General features: G+C 72.3%; 16 protein-coding genes and 1 pseudogene. 12 read left to right on the top strand and 5 right to left on the bottom strand.

The features are described 5' to 3' along the window. Nucleotides 1-2 precede the first annotated feature (2 nt). The 12 genes and pseudogenes from ACF08N_RS28395 to ACF08N_RS28340 all read left to right on the top strand — a co-directional run. The gene (locus tag ACF08N_RS28395) at nucleotides 3-692 is read left to right on the top strand and encodes a hypothetical protein (protein ID WP_392327543.1); all 690 of its coding nucleotides are present in this window, start codon (nucleotides 3-5) and stop codon (nucleotides 690-692) included. Next, nucleotides 689-1,378, top strand: coding sequence for a hypothetical protein (locus ACF08N_RS28390; RefSeq protein ID WP_392327542.1), 690 nt, complete (start codon nucleotides 689-691; stop codon nucleotides 1,376-1,378). Before ACF08N_RS28395 ends, ACF08N_RS28390 begins: the two co-directional genes overlap by 4 nt. 5 nt (nucleotides 1,379-1,383) lie before the next feature. Beyond that, a complete protein-coding gene (locus tag ACF08N_RS28385) occupies nucleotides 1,384-1,758 on the top strand; it encodes a hypothetical protein (RefSeq protein WP_392327541.1) in 375 nt (124 codons plus the stop codon). After that, on the top strand, nucleotides 1,751-2,890 hold the full coding sequence (locus ACF08N_RS28380; RefSeq protein ID WP_392327540.1) for a hypothetical protein: 1,140 nt from the start codon (nucleotides 1,751-1,753) through the stop codon (nucleotides 2,888-2,890). Before ACF08N_RS28385 ends, ACF08N_RS28380 begins: the two co-directional genes overlap by 8 nt. Before the next feature lie 93 nt (nucleotides 2,891-2,983). Continuing rightward, entirely contained in the window at nucleotides 2,984-3,511 is a 528-nt protein-coding gene (locus ACF08N_RS28375; RefSeq protein ID WP_392327539.1) for a phage baseplate assembly protein V, read from the top strand. 22 nt (nucleotides 3,512-3,533) lie between these two features. Further along, a complete protein-coding gene (locus ACF08N_RS28370) occupies nucleotides 3,534-3,884 on the top strand; it encodes a hypothetical protein (RefSeq protein WP_392327538.1) in 351 nt (116 codons plus the stop codon). Further along, on the top strand, nucleotides 3,881-4,258 hold the full coding sequence (locus tag ACF08N_RS28365) for a GPW/gp25 family protein (protein WP_177148429.1): 378 nt from the start codon (nucleotides 3,881-3,883) through the stop codon (nucleotides 4,256-4,258). Before ACF08N_RS28370 ends, ACF08N_RS28365 begins: the two co-directional genes overlap by 4 nt. Further along, nucleotides 4,255-7,434 carry a putative baseplate assembly protein gene (locus ACF08N_RS28360; protein WP_392327537.1) on the top strand — a complete coding sequence of 1,060 codons (3,180 nt, stop codon included), beginning with the start codon at nucleotides 4,255-4,257 and terminating at the stop codon, nucleotides 7,432-7,434. Before ACF08N_RS28365 ends, ACF08N_RS28360 begins: the two co-directional genes overlap by 4 nt. Next, entirely contained in the window at nucleotides 7,431-11,201 is a 3,771-nt protein-coding gene (locus ACF08N_RS28355) for a putative baseplate assembly protein (protein ID WP_392327536.1), read from the top strand. Before ACF08N_RS28360 ends, ACF08N_RS28355 begins: the two co-directional genes overlap by 4 nt. A 22-nt stretch (nucleotides 11,202-11,223) precedes the next feature. Further along, entirely contained in the window at nucleotides 11,224-13,377 is a 2,154-nt protein-coding gene (locus ACF08N_RS28350) for a hypothetical protein (RefSeq protein ID WP_392327535.1), read from the top strand. A 46-nt stretch (nucleotides 13,378-13,423) separates the two neighbouring features. Next, nucleotides 13,424-14,971 (top strand): DUF6519 domain-containing protein, encoded by a 1,548-nt coding sequence (locus ACF08N_RS28345; protein ID WP_392327534.1) that lies wholly within the window; start codon nucleotides 13,424-13,426, stop codon nucleotides 14,969-14,971. 25 nt (nucleotides 14,972-14,996) lie between these two features. After that, nucleotides 14,997-15,866, top strand: a pseudogene (locus ACF08N_RS28340) (peptidoglycan-binding protein); the annotation flags it as partial. A 63-nt stretch (nucleotides 15,867-15,929) separates the two neighbouring features. On the opposite strand, the gene ACF08N_RS28335 reads toward ACF08N_RS28340, so the two are convergent. The 5 genes from ACF08N_RS28335 to ACF08N_RS28315 all read right to left on the bottom strand — a co-directional run bounded on the left by ACF08N_RS28335 (nucleotide 15,930) and on the right by ACF08N_RS28315 (nucleotide 22,430). Continuing rightward, the gene (locus tag ACF08N_RS28335; protein WP_392327533.1) at nucleotides 15,930-17,471 is read right to left on the bottom strand and encodes a hypothetical protein; all 1,542 of its coding nucleotides are present in this window, start codon (nucleotides 17,469-17,471) and stop codon (nucleotides 15,930-15,932) included. Continuing rightward, nucleotides 17,468-19,456 carry a hypothetical protein gene (locus tag ACF08N_RS28330; protein WP_392327532.1) on the bottom strand — a complete coding sequence of 663 codons (1,989 nt, stop codon included), beginning with the start codon at nucleotides 19,454-19,456 and terminating at the stop codon, nucleotides 17,468-17,470. Before ACF08N_RS28330 ends, ACF08N_RS28335 begins: the two co-directional genes overlap by 4 nt. 165 nt (nucleotides 19,457-19,621) lie before the next feature. Then, the gene (locus ACF08N_RS28325; RefSeq protein ID WP_392327531.1) at nucleotides 19,622-20,587 is read right to left on the bottom strand and encodes an LLM class F420-dependent oxidoreductase; all 966 of its coding nucleotides are present in this window, start codon (nucleotides 20,585-20,587) and stop codon (nucleotides 19,622-19,624) included. 3 nt (nucleotides 20,588-20,590) lie between these two features. Further along, complete coding sequence (locus tag ACF08N_RS28320; RefSeq protein ID WP_392327530.1) at nucleotides 20,591-21,994, bottom strand: NADP-dependent succinic semialdehyde dehydrogenase; 1,404 nt, start codon at nucleotides 21,992-21,994, stop codon at nucleotides 20,591-20,593. Nucleotides 21,995-22,052: 58 nt separating this feature from the next. Next, the gene (locus ACF08N_RS28315; protein WP_392327529.1) at nucleotides 22,053-22,430 is read right to left on the bottom strand and encodes a hypothetical protein; all 378 of its coding nucleotides are present in this window, start codon (nucleotides 22,428-22,430) and stop codon (nucleotides 22,053-22,055) included. Nucleotides 22,431-22,859: the final 429 nt, after the last annotated feature.

The following is a 22,859-nucleotide window of genomic DNA, read 5'->3' as shown; positions in this document are numbered from 1 at the left end:
TTATGAATCCCGACGGCAAGAATCAACCTTTTCCGTTCGAAGAGCTCTGCGCAAATGTTTTCGAGGAAATTCGAAGTTCCTCCGGACTGACGGTATGGGAAGCCAAATTCGGTGAGGTGCCGGAGTATTTGGACGACCCTGAATACGTCTTCAGAAGTCTTGCCGAGGACTATAATTTGCCGTTCGGTCCAGAGGTTCGGCGAAATTTCTTCCGATTCGAAAAAATTGCAGCATATTGGCAATCGGCAGACCAGGGCTCTGAGCTGGTCGGCGAATTCCAGCTAAATCATGTGTACAGCAGAAGGCTCATGTCGCACACCTGGGAAGGAACCGACGACTGGGAGCGCGCGCTCTACAAGGAGCTGCGGATCTTCGACAACACGCCTCAGACAGGAAGCGGGCGCATGGCCGGGCTGCGTGCCACGCCCGGCACCACGGATCCCGAGATCTGGTTCTTCGACATGCGACAGGGCGCCATGGAGATGGAACTCGACTACGGAACGTACCTGGACACGCTGATGGTGACCAAGGGAACCATCGGCTGGCAGTACCTGTTCTGTGACGCAGGTTTCGGTGATGAAGGCTTCACGCCCGTCGCCGAGGGACTCAACGAAATGCTCGAGGTCTTCCCCCGGCTCTTCCCCGACCACGACTACGCGGACCTCAAGGCCCGCCTCCGGGAGCGCATGTGACCCGCTATCCCGACATCCCCAAGCCCATCCGCTCCGGCATCGTCGTCGTCGACCCCGACCGCGGTACCCCCCAGCGCATCATCGTCCTCCAGTTCAACCCCGACACCCTGGAGCGAAGCCTCTCGCCGCAGGCCGCCGGAGGGGCCGGTGATGCCGGTGGGGGCGGCAGCGGGTCCGGGGACAGGAACGAGGCCCTCCGGCTGAAAGGGCCCGCGCAGGAGACCTGGAAGTTCACCGCCGAGATCGACGCCACCGATCAGTTCGAGGTCGCCGCTCCCGACGGGATCCATCCCGAGCTCGCGACTCTCGAGATGCTCGTGCATCCGACGACCGCGCAGTTGCGGGAGGCCTCCCGGCTCACGAAGAAGGGGACCATCGAGATCAGTCCGATCGAGATGCCGCTCACCCTGTTCACCTGGGGCAGCAAGCGCGTCATGCCCGTGCGGCTCACCGAGCTGTCCGTCAACGAGTCCGCGTTCGACGTGAATCTGAATCCCATACGGGCGAGCCTCAGCATCGGCATGAAGGTGCTCAGCGTCAGCGATCTGCCGGCCGGGCACCGCGGGGCCGATCTGTACATGGCGCATCTCGCGCAGAAGGAGCGGCTCGCCAGGGGCGCGCGCAGCGGCGGCGGGCTCGCCGCGCTGGGGATCGGCGGGCGCGGCGGCGCCCTGGGGAGGAGCTGAAGGACATGGCAGGCATCGAGCCGTACGAAAGCGCGCTGGACGCGATACCCGGCGCCCACCCCTACCCCCGGTCGAGCCGGTACCACGATGCGGAGATCGGGGTGCACCGCGCGGAGGACGGCAGCGAAGTGCGGTACGCCAAGCGCCGGTTGCTGCCCCCGATCGACCCGCACGGGGAGGAGTCCGCCCCGCACACCGTGAGCAGCGGGGACCGTCCCGATCTGCTCGCCCAGCGGTACATCGGCGACCCCGGCCAGTGGTGGCAGATCGCGGATGCCAATCCCGTGCTGGACCCGGCGGAGCTGACCGCCGAGGCGGGCCGGGAGATCCGGGTGCCGCACGCCGGCGGGTTCCCGGGGCCGGGAGACAGGTATGTCTGAGCAGCCCGTCGGGCAAGGACCCATCCACATCACCCTGCAGACGGGGCCGCGTCTGACCCGGCCCGTGCCGCCGGAGGTCATGGAGGCGCTGCTCTCGGCGCAGATCACGGCGACCGCCGGCGAACGTAGCGGGTTCCAGCTGGCGTTCGACCTCACCAAGCGGGGTGCGCTGTCGCAGCGGCTGCTTCCGGAGGGGTTCTTCGATCCGAAGACCAGGGTGATCCTCTCCGTGAGCGTGAAGGGGACCGCCCAGGTGCTGCTGGACGGTCTGGTCGTGCGGCAGGAGGTCGGCGCCAGCAACGAGCCGGGGCATTCGACGCTCACCGTGACCGGTGAGGACCTGACGATCCTGATGGATCTCGAGGAGCACACCGACCGTTATCCGAATCTGCGTCCCTCCCAGCGGGTGGGCCGCATCCTGGCCAAGTACGCGGACTACGGGATCGAGCCGCGTGTGTTCCAGGAGAAGATCGAGCAGCCGCCGCGGGAGCAGCTGCGGGTCGAGTACCAGACGGGCACGGATCTCGCCTACGTCAACGAACTGGCCCGGGCCAACGGGTACATCTTCTACCTGGAGCCGGGGCCGCGGCCCGGTTCCTCGACCGCCGTGTGGGGTCCGGAGATCCGGATCGGCGACCGCCAGCACGCGCTCAACGTGAACATGGACGTCAACTCGACGGTGGACCAGCTGACGTTCGCGTACGACGGGACCGCGCGGGAGGAACCGCAGGCCCGCGTCCAGAACCCGGCCACCCGCGACACCGTGCTGCTGCCGCAGCCGGACATCGGGCCGCTGCGCCCGCCGCTGGGGCGGCGCGCGACGCCTGCCCTCAAGCGCCGGACGCTGACGGGCACGGCGAAGAAGGAGTCCGAGCAGGCGCAGGCGGAGCTGCTGGCGCGTGCGGCGCTGTCCGCCGACGCCATCTCCGGTTCCGGGTCGCTCGACGTCAACCGGCACGGGTACATCCTGCGGCCGCGCGAGCTGGTCGGGGTGCGCGGCGCCGGGGTGACGTACGACGGCGACTACTACGTCAAGTCCGTCACCCACAACATCAGGCCCGGCTCGTACCAACAGAACTTCACGCTCTCGCGCGAGGGGCTCATCGCCCGGAGCAGCACCGTCCGGCCGTAGAGCAGGCCGTAGAGCAGGCCGTAGAGCAGGCCGTGGACCGGGCCGCAGAACCGGCCGTAGTACAGCCGCAGGAAGGGATCAGGGAAACAGCGCATGGCTGCAGGAGGGAACAACCGGTTCCTCGGCAAGTTCCGGGGGCGGGTGGTGAGCAACGACGACCCGCTGAGGATCGGACGGGTCACGGTCAACGTGCCGGACGTGCTGGGGGGCGAGACCTCCACCTGGGCGCTGCCCTGCCTGCCGTTCACGGGCCGGGGGTCGGGGCAGTACGTCGTCCCCGCCGAAGGGGCGGGTGTGTGGGTGGAGTTCGAGCAGGGCGATCCGAGCTACCCGATCTGGAGCGGGTGCTGGTACGGGGAGAGCGGCGAGCTGCCGCCGGACGCGCTCACGGGCGGGCCGGCGCACCAGAACGTGGTGATCCAGACCTCCGACCGGCACAAGTTCGTGATGGGCGACGTGCCGGGGGGCAACGGGATCCGGCTCCAGGCCGCGACGGGCGCGTACATCCAGGTCGACGAGAAGGGCGTGACCATCGCCAACGGCCAGGGCGCGTCGATCGTCCTGAGCGGCGCCGAGGTCAACATCAACGACGGCCGGCTGATCGTGCCGGGCAAGCAGTGACCACACAACGGGGAGAGAAGTCTTGTCCGGACACTCCGGTAACTCGGGCGTCTGCATCAGCGCCGCCTCGGCGATGCACTGTCCGCACGGCGGCCGGGTGTTCGCCGCGTCGGCGGCCGGTGCGGTGCGCGTCGACGGGCATCCCGTCCACACGGCCTCGGACGTCTTCGTCGTGACGGGCTGCGCGCACACCGTGGACGGCGTGCCGCAGCCGTGCACCAGCGCCCGTTTCGACCCGCACGCCAGAGGCGTGCTCGTGGACGGCGTGCCGGTGCTCCTGGACACCACGTCGGCGCAGTGTTTCGGCGCGGCGCTCGTGCCGCAGGGACCGGTGGTCGTCTCCGCCGGACGACAGGGAGTGATGTGCCGATGAGGGCCGTCCGCAGTGACATCGCGTTTCCGTTCCGCGGCGACCGGCGGGGGCGTACCGCGCATGCCGCGTACGACGAGCATGTGCGCGATCTGATCGAGCAGTTGCTGTTCACCAGTCCGGGCGAGCGGGTCATGCGCCCCGACTTCGGCTGCGGGCTGCTGGATCTGGTCTTCACCCCGAACAGCCCCGAACTGGCCTCCGCGCTGGAGCTGTCGGTGCAGGCGTCGCTGCAGCGCTGGCTGGGCGAGCTGATCGAGGTGGAGTCGCTGGACGTGGTGAGCGAGGAGAACGTGGTCCGGGTGTATCTGCGCTATTCCGTGCGCGCCACCGGGAGCCTGCGCGACGAGGTGTTCGAGGGGAGCGGGCCCGCATGAGCGGCGTGGAGGAGATGGTCTGCCGCGGCGACGGCAGGCGTGGGAAGGTGCGCGCGGCGCAGCTCGGCGGCGTGGACGCGGTGGAGGTGGGTGACGACGGGCTGACGCTGACCGTCACGTTCCTCGGCAAGGCGCCGCACGGGCTGTGCCCGGAGAACATCCGCATCGACGGCGGGCGGCGGGTCACCGGGATCGAGGCCGTGGACGTCGTCGTGGAGCGGGAGGAGGACCCGGAGCTCGACGACCGGCTGCTGGTGACGCTGGACCGCACCGGTGACACGAGCCGCTACCGGCTGTCGGTGGTGGACACCGATCCCTACGGGCGTCCGGGTACGGAGCCGTTCCCGGGTTTCGACCAGCGGTACTTCTCGGCCGGGTTCGCGTTCCGGCCGGACTGCCCCACCCCGTTCGACTGCAAGGACGAACCGGGTGACTGTCCGCCGGACTTCCCGGCCGCGCCCGTCGTCGACTACACGGCGCGCGACTACGAGACGATCCGCCGGCTGATCCTGGACCGGCTCGCGCTGACCACCCCGGAATGGGTGGAGCGCAACCCGGCCGATCTCGGTGTCACGCTGGTGGAGCTGCTGGCGCACACCGCCGACCGGATCAGCTACCAGCAGGACGCGGTCGCGACGGAGGCGTATCTCGACACCGCGCGGCGGCGGGTGTCGGTGCGCCGGCACGTGCGGCTGATCGACTATCCGATGCACGACGGCTGCAACGCCCGTGCGTTCGTCACGGTCGAGGTGGCGCGGGAACTGGCCCTGCTGCCGGGCACGTTCCGGTTCGCCGCGGTCGATGTGGCGCGGCTCGGCCCGAGGGACCGGCCCGAGATCGGCACGGTGATCGACGACCGGGATCTGGCGGTCCTCGGGGAGCGCGGGTCGGTCGAGGTGTTCGAGCCGGTCGTGGCGGCCGAGCCGCTGGTGCTGCGTCCCGCGCACAACACCATCGGCTTCTGGACCTGGGGCGGCGAGGTGTGTTCGCTGCCCGAGGGGGCGACGTCCGCGACGCTGCGCGACGCGTGGGCGGACGAGGATTGCTCGGTGCGGGAGTTGTGTCTCGCACCGGGCGATCTGCTGCTGATCGAGGAGGTGCGCGGGCCGCGTTCGGGCACGCCCGGGGACGCCGACCCGGCGCACCGGCAGGCGGTGCGGCTCACCTCCGTCACACCGGTGGTGGACGCCCTGTGCGACCAGCCGGTGCTGGAGGTCACGTGGGCGCAGGAGGACGCGCTCGCGTTCCCGGTGTGCCTGGCCACGCGGGGCGGCAGAGACTGCGAACCGGTGGCCGATGTGAGTGTGGCGCGCGGCAACGTGGCCCTGGTCGACCACGGGCGTTCCCTGACGTTCTGCGAGGGCACGGCGGAGACGGTGACCGTGCCGGCGGATCCCGCCGTGCTCGGCTCGTGCGAGCCGTCCGGCTTCGGCTGCCGGGACCGGGACGCGGGGAACGCGGTCGCCGATCTGATCGGTGCGCGCCTCGATCAGACGGGGCACGGCAGGCTGCTGACAGCCGGTCAGATACGCGAGCTGTTCGCGGTCGTCGGCGAGGACGCGACCGGCCGGGCCGGTCTCGGTCTGGAACTGGCGGGCCGGCGGCGCGAGAAGGTCGTGCCGGGGACCGCGTACGAGCAGGCGGAGGCGCTGGAGACACTGCTGGCGCAGGTCGTGTATCCGGGCATCGGGCCGCGGTTCCGTCCCGTGCTGCACCGCTCCCCCGTGGTCCAGTCCGTGCCGTTCCCCCTGGCGGCGCACGTGTCGGGCGGGCAGGCCGCCCGGCTCGCGGCGATCCCGGAGCGGGTGCGGCAGCGGCTGGTGGAGCTGTGGCGCAGCGCCCGTGACTGCGACGGCCTGACCGAGGCGGAGATCGCCGAGCTGACGGTCCTGTTCGGGCTGAAGGTGCTCGAACGGCTGGAGCTGCGCCGCCACCCGGTGCCCGCCCTGAGGGAGCTGCTGCACCGCAGCGAGCGGCTGCTGGCGGCGAAACTGCGCCGGCTGGAGGTGCTGACCGCGCGGGCGCGGGCGGGTGCCGTTCTCGACGGCGGGATCGCGTGGGAAATCGCGCACACCTGGGGTCCGGCGTATGCGGCGGGGCTGCACCCGGACGAGCCGGAGCTGCGCGGCCCCGCGGCGGCGCTCGTCCAGGACCCGCGTCAGGCGCTGCCCGCGGTGCGGGTGGTCGACGCGGAGCGGGACGAGGAGTGGACGCCGCGGCGGGACCTGCTGGCGAGCGGGAAGCGGGAGCGGCACTTCGTCGGGGAGCTGGAGGACGACGGCCGGATCGCGCTGCGGTTCGGCGACGGGCGGCACGGGGCGCGGCCGCGGCCCGGGTCCCGGCTGGAGCTGCACTACCGGCTCGGCGGCGGCACGGCCGGCAACGTGGGCGCGGAGGCCATCAACCACCTGGTGCTGTGCCGCGATCCCGAGGCGGCGGATGCGGGCGATCCGATGCCGGTGGCGGGCGTGCGCAATCCGCTTCCGGCGGTGGGCGGCACCGAGCCGGAGCCGCTGGAGCAGGTGCGTCAGCTCGCGCCGCTGGATCTGCGGCGTTCGCGGCTGCGCGCGGTGACGGCCGACGACTACGCGGCGCTGGCGTCGGCGCTGCCTGGTGTGCAGCGCGCGGCGGCGGAGATCCGGTGGACGGGCAGTGTGCAGGAGGCCCATGTGGCGGTGGACGCCCTGGGCGCGGGTGAGCCGTCGCGGCAGCTGCTCGACTCGGTGGCGTACGCGCTGGAGGCATACCGGCGCATCGGGCACGACCTGGTGGTGGGTCCGGCGCGCATGGTGCCGCTGGACATCGCGCTCCAGGTGTGTGCCGCGCCCGGCCACCAGCACGGGCAGATCCTCGCCGAGCTGTACCGGCTGCTGGGCAGCCGGCGTCTGCCCGGCGGGCGGCTCGGATTCTTCCATCCCGATGCGCTGTCGTTCGGCGAACCGGTGCGGCTGAGCCGCCTGGTGGCCGCGGCGGCGGCCGTACGGGGCGTGGAGAGCGTACGGGTGACCAGGCTGGCGCGGCTGTTCGGTGCCGGGCCCGCGCAGGAGACGGACGACACGGCACTGGAGGCAGGCGTGCTGCGGCTCGGCCCGCTGGAGATCGCGCGTTGCGACAACGACCCCGACCGGCCCGAGAACGGGCTGCTGTCCCTCGAGATCGGCGGAGGTGCGCGATGAGCGGCACGTGCGGCTGCGGCTGCGGCGGGCACGACGAGCGTGTGGCGCCGAGGGCCCTGTACAACCCTCCGGGCCGGAACGCGCTGGACTACCGCGTGGGCGCGTACGGCTCGTTCCGGTCGGCCATGCTGGACCGGCTGGCCTCGCCCGCCTATCCGGCGCTGCGCGGGCTGACGGTCCGTACTCCGGACGATCCGGCGATCGGGCTGCTGGACGCGTGGGCGGTGGTCGGTGATCTGCTGACGTTCCACTCGGAGCGCATCGCGGACGAGGCGTATCTGCGCACCGCGAACGAGCACCGCTCGCTGGCGTTGCTGGGCAGGCTGGTGGGGCACCGGCCGCGGCCGGGCATCGCGGCGGACACGCATCTCGCGTACACCCTGGACCGGGATCCGCGGGAGGCGGAGCTCTCGGTGGTGATCCCCCGGGGCGCACGGAGCAACAGCGTGCCCACGACGTCGGACGAGCAGTCGCAGGTCTTCGAGACGAGCGAGGACCTGGTGGCGCGGGCGGCGTGGAACGAGCTGGCGGTGCGCCGGCGCAGGCCCTCGCTGCTCACGCCCGACGATCTGCAGCGGCGGTCGGAGATCTTCTTCGCCGGTACGTCCACGGGGCTGAACACCGGTGACCGGCTGCTGTTCGTGTTCGCCGGTGAGGAGGGCGGGCCGGCGGGTCAGCGGCTGCTGCTGCCGGTCGCCCGCACGCGGATCGACCGCGACGACGACGTGACCGCTGTCGCGCTGCCACGGTCCGCGCCGCCGACGCTCGGCGAGCTGGTGGACGAGCTGCGCCGGTGGATCACGGAGGACGACCGGGAGACGGAGGACGGGGAGCCCGCGCCGGACAACCCCAATCCGCGTCCCGTCAGCCGGTACATCGAGGAGTTCGACGCTCAGGTGCTGGCCCCGCTGCGGGCCGGCCTCGACGCCGTCACCACGCCCGCCGCTTTCGCGGCCCTGCTCGCCGGTCCGCACGAACGGCTCGCCGAGGCGCAGGCGGTGGCCGCCGCGCACGAGGAGGTGGCGGCCTGGTTCGAGCAGTTGGAGGCGGTGGTCGGCGATCTGCGCGAGCGGGCGTCCGATCTGGAGCCGTCCCGCCCGGCGCCGCGGCCGGAGGAGCAGATGTCCGGCGGGGCCGCCGCCCTGCGGGCGCTGGGCGCGGTGCTGCCCGCGCTGCGCACCCGGGACGTACGGCCGGGCGCGGGCGCCGGGGCGCTGTCCCGGGACCGGCTTCCGGCAGCGGACTCGGAGCTGGGCGCACAGCTGCTGTCCGCGCTCGACCCGCGGCTGGCCGACGGGATGTACGCGGCGTGGCGGCGGTCCGCGCCGACCGCGCCCGCGCTGCTCAGCGAGGTGCAGGCAATACGGGTGACCGCGGCGCCGTTCGGTGCGACGGCTCCGCTGCGGCCGGTGCAGGACGAGCGCGGGCGGGTGGTCCGGCAGGCGGACTGGCCGCTGACGGGTGCGGCGCTGACGACGATGCGCGTCGTGTACGACCCGGCGGGACGGGTGCCGCAGCGTGCCGAGTTCCAGCACACCGAGGCGGGTTCGTCGGTCCAGGTGTCGGAGAACCTGCCGGCGGACAAGACGATCGAGCTGGGGCCCGGCCGGATCACGGTGCGCACGCGAGCGGGCCAGGACCACGACCTGAGCTGGCTGAGCAGGCGGCCCGCGGACTCCCAGGAGCCGGGCGTGACGGCGCAGCTGTTCGACGGCCTGCCCGAGCGGACGCTGTTCGTGTCCCGCCCCGGAGAGGACGGCCGCGTGCACGTGGCCGTGCAGAACGGCGATCCGGTGAACTGGCGGCTCGCCCCGGGCGAGCGCCGCCAGGTCCGGCACGAGGGCCTCGAGCTGACCGTGAGCTACACGGTGGGCAGCGAGCCGGCGAACGTCGTCATCGGGATCGCGACGGTGCCCGAGCCGGCCAACCGTCATGTCCTGCCGCTGGACTCGGTGCAGGACTCGGTGACGGTCGGCAGCTGGGTGGCGATCGAGCGTCCCCGCAAGGGCGCCGAGGGGCCGGACGGGATCCCCGGTGATGCGGGGCTGAGCTTCGTCACCACCCGGGTCACGGGCGTGCGTACGGCCGTGTACACCAACTACGGCATCACCGGCCGGGGCACGGAGCTGACGCTGGCCGATCCGTGGCTCGACGAGCACGACGTGCTGCTGTCCAACATCCGTGACACCACCGTCCACGCGGGCGGTCAGCCCCTGCGGCTCGCGGGAGAGCCGCTCGGCGAGGACGTGCACGGTGACGAGATCGAACTGGCGGAGCTGTACGACGGGTTGCGTCCGGGACGGCACCTGGTCGTCTCCGGGGAGCGCACGGACGTGCTGCCGCAGTCCCCCGGCGCGTCGGGCGTCATGGGCACGGAGCTGGTGGCGATCGCGGAGGTGGAGCAGGTGGTCGATCAGCGGCTGCCCGGGGACCATGTGCACACCCGGCTGTCGCTGACGTCGAAGCTCGCCTACCGCTATCGCCGCGACACGGTGCGCGTGCTGGGCAACGTGGTGCCGGCGACGCACGGCGAGAGCCGTGACGAGCCGATCGGCAGCGGTGACGCGAACCGGTCGAACCAGACGTTCGCCCTGTGGCAGTCCCCGCTCACGTGGCTGCCCGCCGACACGCCGCTGGGGGCGGTGCCCGTGCTGGAGGTCCGTGTCGACGGGCTCCTGTGGCACGAGGTGGACTCGCTCGCCGGGCGCGGCCCGACCGAGAGGGTGTATGTCACGGGCACGACGGCCGACGGCCGCACGACGGTGACATTCGGTGACGGGGTGCACGGGGCACGCCTGCCCGGCGGCAGCGAGAACGTCCGCGCCCGCTACCGCTTCGGCAACGGCCGCGCGGCCAATGTCCGGGCGAACCGCATCACCCAGGCCGTCACCCGGCCGCTGGGCGTCACAGGGGTCACCAATCCGCAGCCGGCGACGGGCGGTGCGGACGCCGACGGGCCGGGCCTGACCCGCCGTACGGTGCCGCTCGCAGTCTCGGCGCTGGACCGGCTCGTGTCGGTCGCGGACTACGAGGACTTCGCGCGGTCGCGGGCCGGGATCGGGCGCGCGGTGGCGCGGGAGGTCTTCGACGGCCGCCGGCGGGTGCTGCACGTGACGGTCGCCGGGGTGGACGACATCCCGATCGCCGAGGATTCCGACGTGCTGCGCGCCCTGCGCTCGTCGCTGGCCGAGTACGGGGACGCGCGGCTGCCGGTGCGGGTGGACGTGCGGGAGCTGGTGCTGCTGCTGATCGCGGCGAAGGTCAAGGTCGCCCCCGACCACAGCTGGCAGGTGGTGGAGCCGAGGCTGCGGCAGGCGCTGCTACGGGAGTTCGGGCCCGCCCGGCGCGAACTGGGCGCTCCCGCCCAGCTGTCCGACGTACTGGCGACGGCGCACCGGGTGCCGGGCGTCGACTTCGTCGACGTGGACGTCTTCGGCGGGGTCCCGGCGTCGGTCACACCCGACGGCCTGACCCGCCTCGCCGAGCGGCTCACCGAGGTGCGGCCGACGGTCCCGGCACGGCTCGCCGCGTACGACGAGGACGTGCACCGGGTCACCGCCGACGGCGGGGAGACGCTCACCGCGGTGGCGGCGCGGTACGGCGTCCCGCTGGCCGAACTGCTGCGCCTCAACCCGGACATCACCGACACCCGGCCCCTGGCGAAGGGGCGCGCGGTGTGCGTCTTCCGCGGGGTGCGCCCCGCCCAGCTCGTCCTGTTGTCCCCGCACGTCGCGGACACGCTCGTTCTCACGGAGGTCACCGCATGAACACGCACGAAAGGAGCGCCGCATGAGCAGGGAACCGGACGGGCTCGCGGAGCTGCTCCCCCAGTGGCACCGGCTCCGGGACGCCGAGGCCGGGGAACCGCTGCGGGCACTCCTCGCGGTGATCGCCGAGCAGGCCGACCTGGTGCGCGACGGGGTCGAGCAGAGTTACGAGGACCTGTTCGTGGAGACGGCCGCGCCCTGGGTGCTGCCGTACATCGGCGACCTGGTGGGGTACAGGCCGCTGCCGGGTTACGAGCGGGTTCGCACGGACGGGCTCGGCGACGCGGGCCGCGACGCCTCGCGCGGCGCGCTCGCCGAGGCGCTCGCGCCGCGCCGGGACGTGGCGGCCACGGTCGCCAACCGGCGCCGCAAGGGCACGCTGCACCTGCTGGAGGAGCTGGCTCAGGAGATCGGTGGCTGGCCGGCGCGGGCCGTGGAATTCTCGCGGCTGGTCTCCCATCACCAGCCGGTGAAGCTGTACGGGTCCGGACCGGCGGCCGCCGATGTGCGCCGGGCGGGCCGCGGCCGTCTCGCCGACGTGCGGGAGGGAGCCGAACTGGACCTGGCGGGCGGCCCGTTCGGGAACACCGCCCGGTCGGTGGACGTGCGCAGGGCGGGCTCCGCGCGCCGCGCGGGCGGGTACACGCCCGCGGGGGTGGGGCTGTTCGTGTGGCGGCTGAAGCCGTATCACCTCAACCGGGCCCCGGCGTACTGCATCGACCGTGCGCGCAGTCTGTACACGTTCTCGATCCTCGGCAACGACGCCCCGCTGGTGACGAATCCGGTGCCGGAGCCGTCGGCAACCCACATCGCGACGATCGACAACGTGCCCGCGTACATCCGGCGCCGGCAGCTCGCCGACCGGCTGGCTGACTACTACGGTCCTGGCAAGAGCTTCACGATCTGGCGGGACGGCCAGGACGAGCCGGTGCCGATGTCGGACATCGTGGTCGCCGACCTGTCCCAGTGGCGCTACCGGCCCAGGCGCGGCCAGGTGGCGGTCGACCCGGTGCTGGGGCGGATCGCCTTCGGATCGCGGTCGGCGCCGCGGCAGGGCGTGTGGGTGACCTACCACTACGCTTTCGGCGACGACATCGGCGGCGGCGAGTATCCACGGGAGCGGGACACCTCACCGGCGGCGAAGGTCTACCGGGTGGGGCCCCGCGGCGGCCACCAGAAGATCATGGACGCGTACGAGGAGTGGCGCGAGGACCGCAGGGCGGGCCGGTGCGGGCCCGAGGGCATCATCGAGATCACGCACAGCGGCGCCTACCAGGAGCAGCTGGACTTCGATCTGGAGCGGGGGGACCGGCTGGAGCTGCGCGCGGCGGAGGGCTGCCGGCCGGTGATCCGTCTCCTCGACTGGTACAGCAACCGCCCCGACGCGCTCAACATCCGGGCGCAGGAGGAGGACTGCGGGGCCGAGGCGCCGCGCATCGTCCTGGACGGTCTGCTGATCACCGGCCGCGGCCTGCATGTGAGCGGTCCTGTGGGCGCCGTGGTACTACGGCACTGCACGCTGGTGCCGGGCTGGTCGCTGGAGCCCGAGTGCGATCCGCACTCCCCCGAGGAGCCCAGCCTGGTGCTGGAGCGGACGACGGCGTGTGTGCAGATCGAGCACAGCATCCTGGGCACGATCGAGGTCATCGGGGACGAGGTGAACCACGATCCGCTGGCCCTCCACATCAGGGACAGCATCCTGGACGCCACCGGTCACAACCGCGAGGCGCTGTCGGCGCCGGACTGCCGGCTCGCGCACGCGGTGCTGCACGCCTACCGCACCACCGTGATCGGCGAAGTGCACACGCACGCCGTGGAGATCGGCGAGAACAGCGTCTTCACGGGGCGGATGCGGGTCGCCCGGCGCGGCATCGGCTGCCTGCGGTACTCGTACGTGCCGCCGGGCTCGCGCACGCCGCGCCGGCACCGCTGCCAACCGGATCTCGCCGGCGACTCGCTCGTACGGCCGCTCTTCACGAGCGAGCGGTACGGCACGCCCGCGTACGGCCGGCTCGCCGGAGTGTGCCCGCCGGAGATCCGGCGCGGCGCCGACGACGGCTCCGAGATGGGCGTCTTCCACGATCTGTACGAACCGCAGCGCGAGGACAGCCTGCGGGCCCGGCTCGCCGAGTACACCCCGGCCGGTACGGACGCCGGGATCATCCCCGTCACCTGACACGACTTTCACGACTGCCTGAACTTCCCGAGGGGGACCCCAACTCATGCACGCAGACATCTCCCGCGTCACCTTCCGGCCGGAGAGGCACTACTCGGCGGTGATCGCCCAGCAGGGCCGGGTCCAGCTGGATGCGGACGCCAACGAGCAGACGGCGATCCAGCTGCACCAGGCGCGTACCGTCGCCCGCGACCTGATCGGGCAGCACGGCGGTCCGCAGGGCGCGACCGGTTTCGCGGTGCAGTTCCTGGGCGGCAGCCGGGAGCTGGACGACCTGGCGATCGGCGGCGGCCGCTACTACGTGGACGGCATCCTCGTCGACGCGACCCGTCCCGCGCCGGGCGTACCGGTCACGCAGGACACGGCGGACGGCGAGTCCGCCGACAGCCCGGCGCCGCCGTCGAGCTGGACGTACTGGGACCAGCCGGACGGCTACCGGGACCCGGAGCGGCCCGGTGACCGGCTGCCCACGCAGTTCCCGTACCTGGCGGCGCTGAAGGTGTGGGAGCGGGTGGTGACGGCCGCCGAGGACCCGCTTCTGCGGGAGGTCGCGCTCGGCTCGGCCATGCCGGACACGGCGGCGCGGGTGAAGGTGGTCTGGCAGGTGGTTCCGGTGCCGGGCTCCGAGCTGGAGCTCGAGGACGGGGCGACGAAGGACCAGGTGCGGGCCGCGTTCAACACGTGGGCCGCGAAGCAGGCGCCGACAGCACGGATGGCGGCGCGCAGCGAGCGCCCGGACCGTGCGGACGAGGACCCGTGCCCGGTACGGCCCGACGCCCGGTACCGCGGCCCGGAGAACCAGCTGTACCGGGTGGAGATCCATGAGGGCGGGGCGGCGAAGGACGCCACGTTCAAGTGGTCCAGGGAGAACGGGTCGGTGACCTTCCCGGTCGACGAACTGGACGGCACCTGGGTGGAGTTGGGGTTGCTCGGTGGCGACGGCAAGCTCGACCTGAACGTGGGTGACTGGGTCGAGTTCACCGACACCGCCTGCACCAGCCGCCGTGAGCCGCTGCCGCTGCTGCGGGTCGAGGAACTGGATCTGCCCGGGCGCCGGGTGCGGCTGTCGGGCGAGCCCCACCCGTCGGTGGGCCGGCGTCCCGAGCTGAACCCGTACCTTCGCCGCTGGGACCACCGGCCGCCGTCGGGCCGCGGCAAGGGCGGTGCGGCGAAGGCGCGCGGCGGGGCGCTGCGGATCGAGGAGGGTACGTGGCTGCCCCTGGAGGACGGGGTGTTCGTGTACTTCGAACCGGGACGCGCCTACCGCTCCGGGGACTTCTGGACCGTGGCGGCGCGCACGGCGACGGGTGACGTGGAGTGGCCGACGGACAGCGCGCGCCGTCCGCTGCTGCGCTCGCCGCAGGGAATCGAGGTGCACCACGCGCCGCTGGCGTGGATCCTCGGTGAGGGGTCCGTCGCCGATCTCCGTAAGACCTTCGGCGGGTTGGCGGCGCCGATCCCCGCGGCCGACGCGCAGGCCCTGGCGGCCGAGGCGAGCGCGGAGGAGGAGGCCGTGGCGGCGGAACGTGCCGCCGACGGCGGTTCGGCGGACGTGGAGACCGGGCAGGACGATCAGGGACGGCCGGAGAACTGACGGACTCCCGGGAAGGAGCACCACTATGGCGACACCCCTGTCGGCCGACAGATTGCTCAAGGCCCTTCGCAACGAGGGTCTGCGCGTCGTCGAGCACCGCAGCTGGCGCACGCACAACCGCAACCACAAGGGGCCGTGGGGCCCGGTGAACGGTGTGATGATCCACCACACCGTGACGAAGGGCACCGAGAGCTCCGTCGAACTCTGCTACAACGGCCACTCCAGCCTGCCGGGACCGCTGTGCCACGGTGTCATCGCCAAGGACGGCACGGTCTACCTCGTCGGCAACGGACGGGCCAACCATGCCGGACTCGGCGACGACGACGTCCTGCGCGCGGTCGTCAACGAATCGGCACCGCTGCCCGCGGACAACGAGGCCAACACCGACGGGAACCGGCACTTCTACGGTTTCGAGTGCATCAACCTCGGTGACGGCAAGGACCCGTGGCCGGCGGCGCAGCTGGAGGCCATCGAGAAGGCGGCCGCGGCGATCTGCCGGGCGCACGGCTGGTCGCACCGCTCGGTGATCGGGCACAAGGAGTGGCAGCCGGGGAAGGTCGACCCGCGCGGGTTCACGATGGACGCGATGCGCAGCCGGATCAGGGAGCGGCTGGGCGGCAGTCCGGACGGCCCGGCGACACCGCCGCCGGCTACACGGTACGAGCCGTTCCCGGGTGCGGCGTTCTTCCAGGTGGGGCGGCGCAGCCCGATCATCACGGCGATGGGCAAGCGGCTGGTGGCCGAGGGCTGCGGCCGCTACGAGGTGGGCCCGGGCCCGGAGTGGACCGAGGCTGACCGCAAGTCGTACGCGGCGTGGCAGCGCAAGCTCGGCTCCGCGGGCCGCCCCGCGCACGCCATCCCGGCCAAGCCGCGCTGGCACACGCTCACGGGCCCCACCGGCTGTGGTCAACGTGACGGGGCCCCCACCCCCCGGGGGGGGGGCGGCCGCCGTCACGTGTCAGGTACGGCTCGCGGTGCAGTCCACGGGGGTGGGCCTGCCGGTCGGCCAGGCCAGTCCGACGAAGCGGATACGGCCGGGGGCGTCCGGCGCCAGTTCCACGACGGAGACGGCCTTGTTGTACGGGTTGCCGTAGTTGTCGAGGCAGATCCAGCCGCTCGCGCCGTCCACCTTGCCCATGCCGTGCAGCCGCAGCCACGAGTCGCTGATGCGGCTGAGGGCGGGGATGACCGGGTCGCCGTCGTCCCGCATCCGGATGGCAGTGATGGCGGTGAGGCCCGCGTCGTAGAAGGTGATGGTCCGTGAGTCGGTGAGTTCCACCTCGCCGATGTTTCCGACCTCCTTGCTGCGCGCGAGCTCGGCGAGGGTGCGGAAGGCGGCGGCGGAACCGCCGGTGGCGGGTGCCTCGCGGCCGGTCCAGGCGTCGGGGTGGGCGACGGCGGCGTACTGCAGGGTCACGCCCTTGCGGAAGGCGTTCCAGTCGAGGCGCTTGTCCGAGGAGAGGGTGGAGGCGCCGGAGCCGGTGATGACGGTGTACTTCTTCTCGGTGCATCCGCGGTTGCCGAGTTCGTTGACGAACTGCCGCAGTTGGACGGGACGGCCGGCGAAGTAGATGACCTTGGCGGCCGATGTGCAGATGGTGTCGACCATCTGGTCGAAGGCGTTCGCGGTGGTGCCTTCCTCGTGGAACTCGTCCGGTGCGCGGTACTGCTCGGGTGCGCGCGGCGAACCGAGGGTCCGTTCGGCGAAGGCCCGCTTGAGCGCGTCGACGTAGTTGTCACCGGTGCGGATGTCCTCGACGACCAGGGTGTGCTTCGGGTCGATGTCCTTGTTGAAGTGGGACAGGGCCTTGGCCTGGTCGGTGGTGGTGGGCACGACGCGGGCGAGGCCCGGGTAGGCGTCGGGGCGTTCGGGGCTGTTGCCGGAGTCGTCGGCGGTGATCGGCCCGCCGACGACGGGGATGCCGCGTTCCCTGGTGAGATAGCCGATGGCCGCCTGGGTGGTGGCGGTGGAGACGTCGAAGCCGATCACGGCCCGCAGGTTGTCCTCCGCGGACTCGGACATCTCCCCGAGCTGTTCGGCGACGGGCCTCCAGTGGGCATGGCTGCGGCCCGGGTTGGCGAGCAGCAGCCGTATCGCGGGCTTCTTGCTGTTGGAGTCGTGGTTGGCGCGGTACTGGGCGAGGTAGGCGCCCTGCACCTCGTGCAGGGTCTTCTCCTGCTCGAAAGTCTGGGCGGGTGCCATGGGCAGCATCACGGCGACGGAGACGTGCGGTTCGTCCGCGATCCGCTCGTTCTCCGCCTTGATCCGTGCGCTGACCTCCTTGAGGTTGGCGGCGAAGACGTAGCTGCCGTCGGTGACGCCCGTGCATTCCCTGTCGCCTTCGGGGCCGCGTTCCTCGATGCCCTTGCCGCAGGCGGGGTCTGGTCCGAAGACGACGATGCCGGTCCACACGGCGGCACCGAGGACGACGAGGGCGACGGCGATGACGGCCGCCTTGGTGAGCGGTCCGCCGGGGAGTCTTCCGATGAACGACGTCATGACGCGGCACCTTCCTCGACGGGCAGGTCGGGCGCCTGTGTTCCGGCCCTCAGGCGGGCCGGCCAGGCGGCGGACGCCTCGCGGTAGGCGGCGTGCGCGGCCTTGTTGCCGTACAGCGTCTCCAGCGCGATGCGGACAGTGGTCAGTTCGTCCTCGCGCGGGGCGAGGGTGAGCGGGTCGGACAGCCGCCACAGGAGGGGCACCAGCGAGGCGACGGCCTCGTGGTGCGGGCCGGGGACGTCGCTGCCGCAGGCCGTGCAGGACAGGACGGGCCCCCCGGCCGGGGGTTCGTAGCCCTCGCGGGGATGGGGGGCGGCGCAGATCAGGTTGAGCGCGCGGAGCCACTCGGCGGGCGGGGTGAGGGTGAACCGGTGGTGCAGCACGCACACCACCTCATCGACGCGGCCGAGGGCGAGCGTGTGGTGCAGATAGGTGTCGCCGCGCGGGTCGCACAACGAGCGCAGGCGCAGCTGGGTGTCGCGCCAGCGCTCGTGGGTGGTGGTGGCGGCCAGCCGGTGCCGCAGCAGCAGATCGAGAGCCCGGTCGCCGTCGAGGCAGGACCGGGTGCGGTAGTCGTCGGCCTCCCGGACCCGGGCGGCGACCAGGTCGTCGGAGTGGTCCTCGGGATGGGCGAAGGTCCACAGTCCGCGCCGGGTGCCCGCGTCGGCCGCGGCGGACAGCAGCACCAGCCGCTCCCGCTGCACGGGGTCGGGCAGCAGCTTGGTGAGGAGTCGGGGTGCGGCTTCGTCGAGCAGGTCCCGGCTGCGGACGGTGCCTGTTTCCTGGACGCGGCGGACGGCCGTGTCCGTGAGGATGCGGGCGGCGGCCGCGCGTCCGCCGCTGTAGCGGGCGACGAGGCGGGGCAGGTGGTCGGGGTAGTCGACGGGGCTGAGCATCTCGGCGATGTGGGCCTGTTCGATGCCGGGGATTCTCAGGACGAGGGGCCGCTCCCGCGGCACGGCGTCGCCGCCGACCTCGCCCAGCGGCGGATGCCCTTCGCCCTTGCCGAGGAGGGTGGCGAGGGTGACGGGCCGGGTGGGGTCCTTGCCAGCGGTGTCGTATCCGGCGTCGAGCAGGCCGAGGAAGGCGCGTCCGACGGCGGTGTGGGCGTTGTCGAGGAGCAGCAGCGGGCGGGGCTTCTTGTTGAGCCGGCGCAGTCTGCCGTAGTTGGCGTCGACGTCGTCGAGGAGGGCGGCGACCAGGTGCTCCTCGGCGGTGCGTCGCCGGTCGTCGAGGCGGCGGAAGCCGCGGACGAACTGGAACAGCCGTTGCAGCGAGTCGCCCTGGTAGCCCTGGGAGGCGTGCAGCCGGCCGCCCCACCAGGCGAGCGCGCCCTTGTCCGGTTCGCTCTTGACGAGCTGCTGGCGTGCGGAGTCGAGGACGATTCCCGCGATGCTGTCGAGGCCGGGGACGGCGGCCAGGACCTGCGGGAGGTTGTCGGCGACGACGTCGAACCAGCGGCCGAGGCTTTCCCTGCGGCGCCGTACGTCGGGGTCCTCGGCGGTGATGAAGGTGCGCAGGTCGGCCTCGGCCCGGCGCAGGTCGGGCGGCCGTACGTCGTTCTCGTCGCTGTTCAGCGGGCGCCATGCGGTGACGACGAGGAGGCCCAGGGACACCCTGGGGAAGGTCATGGGCCGCCCGAAGTGCCGTACGTCGAGGCCGAGTTTGTAGGCGAGGAGATACAGCAGGTGGGTGATGTGGGAGGCGTTGGGGACGTCGTCGTCGCTGAGCTCGGCGACGCCGGGCTCGCCGAATCCGCGGGCGCCGAGGTCGACCCGCGCGAGCGGCACCCGCCCGTTGTAGGCGTCATGGACGGCCCCGAGCAGCGCGGTCTTGCCGCTGCCGCGTCCGCCGACGATCCGCACCAGGGGCGCGCCCTTGGGATAGGCGAAGGGGACCTGGTACGCGTGCGTGTGGTGCAGTCCCACCAGCCGGGGGACGAAGCTCTCCTGCAAGGCCTGCTGACCGTACAGTCTCCCGCCCATGGCGCTCCCCCGCCTCCCCCTGCCAGCTGCGCATCATGAGATCAACTCGCCGTGCACAGAGGGAATTTACCCGACGTACGCCCGCTCGGCAGGTGGTTGTGACCGCCGGGTGTCACCTGCCGCGCGACCGTGACCCGGGCAGTGCCGGGGGCGGGGCGCCGGGAGTCAGAGTTCGCGGAGTGCCGGCAGCAGCTTCTTCCCGGCCCAGTCGAGGAACGGCTCCTGCCGGTCCCCGCCGATCTGGACGAGGGCGACCTCGGTGAAGCCGGCCTCCGCGTACGGCCGTACGGCGTCGACGAAGGCGTCCACGTCGTCTCCGCAGGGGATCTGCCCGGCGACGTCCTCGGGGGTGACGAGTTCGGTGGCCTGCTCGAAGGACTTCGGGCCGGGCAGTTCGGCGTTGACCCGCCAGCCGCCGAGGGCCCAGCGGAACTGGTCGTGGGCGCGGGCCACGGCCGCGTCCCGGTCGGGGTCGTAGCAGACGGGCAGCTGGCCGACGCGGGGTTTGCCCGTGCCGCCGTACCGGTCGAAGGCGTCGAGCAGCTCCTTCTTCGGCTCGGTGGCGATCACCAGGTCGGCGTAGCTGCCGGCGACCTCGCAGGAGCTGTCGCCGGAGACGGCGATGCCGATGGGCACGGGCTGTCCGGGCGGATCCCAGAGTTTGGCGTCGACGACGTCGAAGTGGGGGCCGTGGTGGTTGACGTGCTCGCCGTCGAGGAGCCGGCGGATGATGTCGGTGGCCTCCTCCAGCTTCTCCAGGCGTTCGTGCGCACTGGGCCAGCCGCCGCCCACCACGTGCTCGTTGAGGTTCTCGCCGGAGCCGAGGCCGAGGCGGAAGCGCCCTTCGGACAGCAGCTGGACGGTGGCCGCCTTCTGGGCCACGACGGCCGGGTGGTACCGGGCCGTCGGGCAGGTCACGTACGTCATCAGCGGGATGGTCGAGGTGGCCTGGGCGGCGGCACCGAGGACGCTCCAGGCGTAGGGGGCGTGGCCCTGCGAGTCGAGCCAGGGGAAGTAGTGGTCGGAGATGACGGAGAAGTCGAACCCGGTCGCCTCGGCCCCGACCACGTGGCCGACGAGCTCTCGCGGCCCGGCCTGCTCGGTCATCATCGTGTACCCGATGCGCACCATGCCCTACTCCTCCTTGTCCTTGCCGTGCCACAGCGTGGTGACGTTGCAGAACTCCCGGATGCCGTGCCCGGACAGTTCGCGTCCGTAGCCGGATCGTTTGACGCCGCCGAACGGCAGGGCGGGGTGGGAGGCGGTCATGCCGTTGAAGAAGACTCCGCCGGCCTCGAGGTCCCGCGAGAACCGCTCGATCTCGGCCTCGTCGCGGGTCCAGGCGTTGGAACTGAGACCGAAGGGCGAGTCGTTGGCGAGGGCGACGGCCTCGTCGGCGTCCGCGACGCGGTAGAGCGTGGCCACCGGTCCGAACGCCTCCTCCCGGTGGATGCGCATCGCGTCGGTCACATCGGTGAGGACGGTGGGCTCGTAGAACCAGCCGCGGTCACGGCCGGGCGGGCGGCGGGCGCCGCACTGGGCGGTGGCGCCCCGGGCGAGCGCGTCGTCGACGAGCTGTTCGAGGTCCTCGCGGCCCTTCTCGGTGGCGAGCGGGCCGACGTCGGTGGCCTCGTCCATCGGGTCGCCGACGGTCAGCCTGCGCATCGCGTCGGTGAACCGGTCACGGAAGGCGTCGTGGATGTCGGTGTGGACGATGAAGCGTTTGGCCGCGATGCAGGACTGGCCGTTGTTCTGCACCCGGGCGGTGACCGCGGTGGCGACGGCGCGGTCCAGGTCGGCGGAGGGCATGACGAGGTAGGGGTCGCTGCCGCCGAGCTCCAGCACCGTCTTCTTGACCTCGTCGCCGGCGACGGAGGCGACGGAACGTCCGGCCGGTTCGCTGCCGGTCAGGGTGGCGGCGGCCACGCGCGGGTCGCGCAGGACCGACTCGACGGCGTCGGAACCCACCAGCAGCGTCTGGAAGCAGCCCTCCGGATAACCGGCCCGGCGGAACAGGTCCTCCAGGTACAGGGCGGTCCGCGGCACGTTGGACGCGTGCTTGAGCAGCCCCGTGTTGCCCGCCATCAGGGCGGGCGCGGCGAAGCGCACGACCTGCCAGAGCGGGAAGTTCCACGGCATGACGGCGAGGACGACGCCCAGGGGTCGGTAGCGCACCGTGGCACGGGCCGCTCCGGAGTCCGTCACGTCGGCCTCCGGGGGGTGCTCGTCGGCGAGGAGTCCCTCGGCGCGGGCGGCGTACCAGCGCATCGCCTTGGCGCACTTGGCCGCCTCGGCGCGGGCGGCGGCCAGCGGTTTGCCCATCTCGGTGGTCATGGTCCGGGCGATGTCCTGCTGGTCCCCTTCCAGCAGGTCGGCCGCGCGGTTCAGCAGGCCGGCCCGCTCGGCGAAGGACGTCGTGCGGTGCCTCGCGAAGGCGTCGGACGCGAGCTGGATGCGCCGCTCGATCTCGTCGGCACCGAAGGGATCGAAGGTCTGGAGCGTCTCCCCGGTCGCGGGATTGACGGTGGCGATGGGCATGAACGGTCCTCCTGGACTCCGGTGCTGGGTGGGTCGCCGGCCTGCTCCGCCGAGCCGGTCACTGACGGATGCCGCTGCTCAGCCGCAGCTGCACGTCCTTTTCCTGGTCACCGGCCGCCATGCCCTCCTCCTGGACGTCGAAGCTGGTCGCGAGCATCTCCTTCATGCGGTCCACCGCCCAGTAGCCGCCCTGCATCTCGACCGTCACGGGTGCCGCGAGCCGTACCGGCTCCGTCTTGCCGAGGGGGTGGGACACGTCGAACGTGGTCGTCCACACGGTCTCGTGTCCTTCGGAGATGCGCCGGGGCACCTCGGTCTCGTCGCGATCCGAGGGGTACGCGCGGCCGAGAGCGCGGAAGACGGCGTCCGCGTCCTCGCTGGAGCAGCCGGTGACCGTGACGACAACCGACTCCGTGTGCTCCTGTGCAGTGTTCACCGTGATTCCCGCCTTCCGTTCCTGTCCCGTGGCGGCGCACCACGCGGCGCGCCCTCCCCGTCACCTCAAGCCTCGCTCCCCGACCGCAGCGGTGCGACCGGGCCGCGCCCGCCCGGCGGGCGATCCCCTGCCGGGGCCGCCGGGTACCCCGGGGGCGGGTTCCGATGCCTCGGGCACTGCGGTTCGGGCCGTCGGCGGGCCCGGGTACCCCTGCGGGGCGGGCGACATGCCCCGCCGGGGCGCCGGGCCGTTGCGCCCGCGGGCCGTTCGCCATGCGCAAGGTCGTCGGGCACCGCGGCCGAGTGCTCGATGCCTCGGGCACTGCGGTACGGGCCCGAGCAGGGCCGGGTATCCCCGCGGGCGGATGACAAGGCTCCGCCGGAGGGCAGCGGCGGCGGGCCGTTGCGCCCGCGGGCCGTTCGCCATGCG

Source organism: Streptomyces sp. NPDC015127 (assembly GCF_043080095.1).
Classification (GTDB): Bacteria; Actinomycetota; Actinomycetes; order Streptomycetales; family Streptomycetaceae; genus Streptomyces.
This window is presented reverse-complemented; position numbering and strand designations above follow the sequence as displayed.